The sequence below is a fragment of the Nocardiopsis sp. NRRL B-16309 genome, from assembly GCF_001279585.1.
GTDB lineage: Bacteria > Actinomycetota > Actinomycetes > Streptosporangiales > Streptosporangiaceae > Nocardiopsis.
The window spans coordinates 1-2,484 of record NZ_LGEC01000120.1; the positions used below are offsets into that span (position 1 = coordinate 1).

A 2,484-nucleotide genomic window follows, 5' to 3' on the forward strand; every position below is an offset into this window, starting at 1 on the left:
CCGCGATCCACCGGCAGGCGAGCCGCCAGGCGTTCGGTGACCGCGCCCGCGTCCAACACCACCACACCGCCATCGGGCACCTCGGCCAACGCCGCCCCCACGATCCGCTCCCCCTCCATCGGCGCTCCGACCGCTGGTGTCCTGCGAGCGGATCCCAGGGCAGGCTCGGGGTCGGTCCACACCGCGTCACGGCCACGTCGGTCGACTCTCGTGAAACCAGTGCGAACGGACATGCCGGCCTCCCACTTTCCCTCGATCGGCAACACAGGAGTCGCGCGGGATAACTCCCCGCCGGACACCGACCGATACGGAAACCCGCCGGGCCGCCCGGATGCCATCTTTTATCACGCTTCACAATCCGGCCGCAACGGAGGGTGCGATGCGCTCACCGGGGAAAGCGTGGCGCCGCGTAGGCGAGGTCTCTCTACAGAAGTGCACGGACCGGGGAAAGGCAATGGTCAGTGCCGCGTCAACGCCACCCGGACCTGCCACTGAAACGTTTTCAGGAGCGATTCACGGATGCCGCAGACGCGGTAGGTCGAATCGGTCGCAGGCAGGCGTTCGGTGAGCGCGCGGCGGCTCGAAGGCACAGGTGGTCCAGCGGCGCCGTGGTCACCCGGCGCCCGGACTCCGGTTCCCCGGAGTCCACCGGAGAGCGCCCTGACGAGCGATCACAACCAACACCAAGCATACGAAAGCAAGCAGACTACGATTACCAAGCACTTCCACACCTGGGGGTCCCAGTGTTACGTTCGTCCACGCCCTGAACGCGGTCCGGCCGAGCGTCACGCGAGCGTACGCAGGCGCTCGTGTTCGGTGCGTGGAGGGAACCGGCCAAGGAGACAACCCACATGCCACTCAACCACCACATGAACAACACCACCCGCTACACCCTGGCCACCCTCACCGGCATCACCCACCGCCGACCCCCACGCCCTACGCACCACCGCCGACCTCTACGAAACCACCGCCACCCACATCACCCACCACCTCACCGACCTCCTCACCCACATCCGCCGCCGCGTCCGCACCGACTTCTCCGGACAAGCCGCCGACTACTTCGACCGCTCCATCGCCCAATTCACCACCGGAGACAACGACTACATCGGCAAAGCCGGCCAAATCGCCACCGACATGGGCCGCGAACTCCGCAAAGCCGCCGCCAACGCCGACTACATGGCCATGATGATCATCGGCCAACTCGTCCAACTCCTCCTCGAGATCGCCTGGGCCATCGCCTCCGCCTACTGGACCTTCGGCGCCTCCCTGAAGATGATCCCCGTCTTCAAAGCCATCCGCAGCCTCCTCATGCGCCGCATCCTGGCCTGGTTCCTCCTCACCGTCCCCGGACACCAGATCATCAGCCAGATCTTCGCGAGCATGGACAGCATCATCCAACGCATCCAGATCGCCAACGGCACCCGCACCGAATGGGACCACGAGATGACCAAGATGGCGCACCTGGGCGCCGTCATCGAAGGACTCCTCTCCGCCGGACTCTCCGCCGGAACCGACACCCTCCTCTCCACACAGATCCGCACCCTGCTACGCACCAACACCGACCACATCAACCACCTCCCCGACCCACCACCCCTCACCACCCCCAAACCCCAACCAGAAACACCACCCCTGCCCGACCCCAAACCACACCCCACGCCAGAAACACCACCCACCACCACCCGCACACCCGACCCCGACCCACACCCCAACCCCACACCGCAGCCGAACCCGCGACCAGACCAGGCACCGGAACCAGAACCAGTCCCCACACCGAACCCGAGAGCAGACCCGACCCCAAACCCGACCCCAAACCCGGCACCGGACCCGGCACCGGCGCCAGTCCCACGCCCGGCCCCGGAACCCTCAACCGGAACCGGGCCAAGCCTCAACCGCGACCTCGCCAACCTCTTCAAACGCCACACCGACGAAATGTCCACCCCCTACCTCCCCAACGACCTCCCCGGAGCCACCAGCTGGACCAACACCACCAACCTCAACCAACTCCGCCACGACTTCGCCGACCTGTTCGCCCACCACTTCGGCCCCACCCTGGGCACCACCCAAGCCCGCAACCTCGGCAACGACTACGCCCACACCCTCGCCCGACACTGGACCGACCCCGACCTACCCGCACACCTGACCAAAACCCTGGGAGAGGCCCTCCCACCCGCCCTGCGCGACCACCTCGCCCACACCATCCCCCACACCCTCACCAAAGACCTCCACACCTTCCACACCAAAACCACCACCCAGGCACAACACCTCGGCCTGGGCGCCGCCACCGGCGCCACCGAGGGCTACCTCGGCGAAGGCCTCACCAACGAACTCTTCGGCCAAGGATGGAAAGCCTCCGGCTTCTCCGCCGCCGCAGGCGCCACCCAACCCACCGCACAAACCATCACCACCAACACCGCCATCACCAGCATCGACACCCTCCGCGGCAACCCCCACCCACCCCCACCCCACACACCGGGCACCGGGCAC

Annotated in this window: 2 pseudogenes; one reads left to right on the plus strand and one right to left on the minus strand. The window is 66.8% G+C overall.

What is annotated here, in order from left to right:
* Window positions 1-233, minus strand: a pseudogene (locus ADL05_RS32020) (D-beta-D-heptose 1-phosphate adenosyltransferase); the annotation flags it as partial.
* A 901-nt stretch (window positions 234-1,134) separates the two neighbouring features.
* Here ADL05_RS32020 and ADL05_RS32340 point away from each other — a divergent pair.
* A pseudogene (locus tag ADL05_RS32340) lies at window positions 1,135-2,484 on the plus strand (hypothetical protein); the annotation flags it as partial.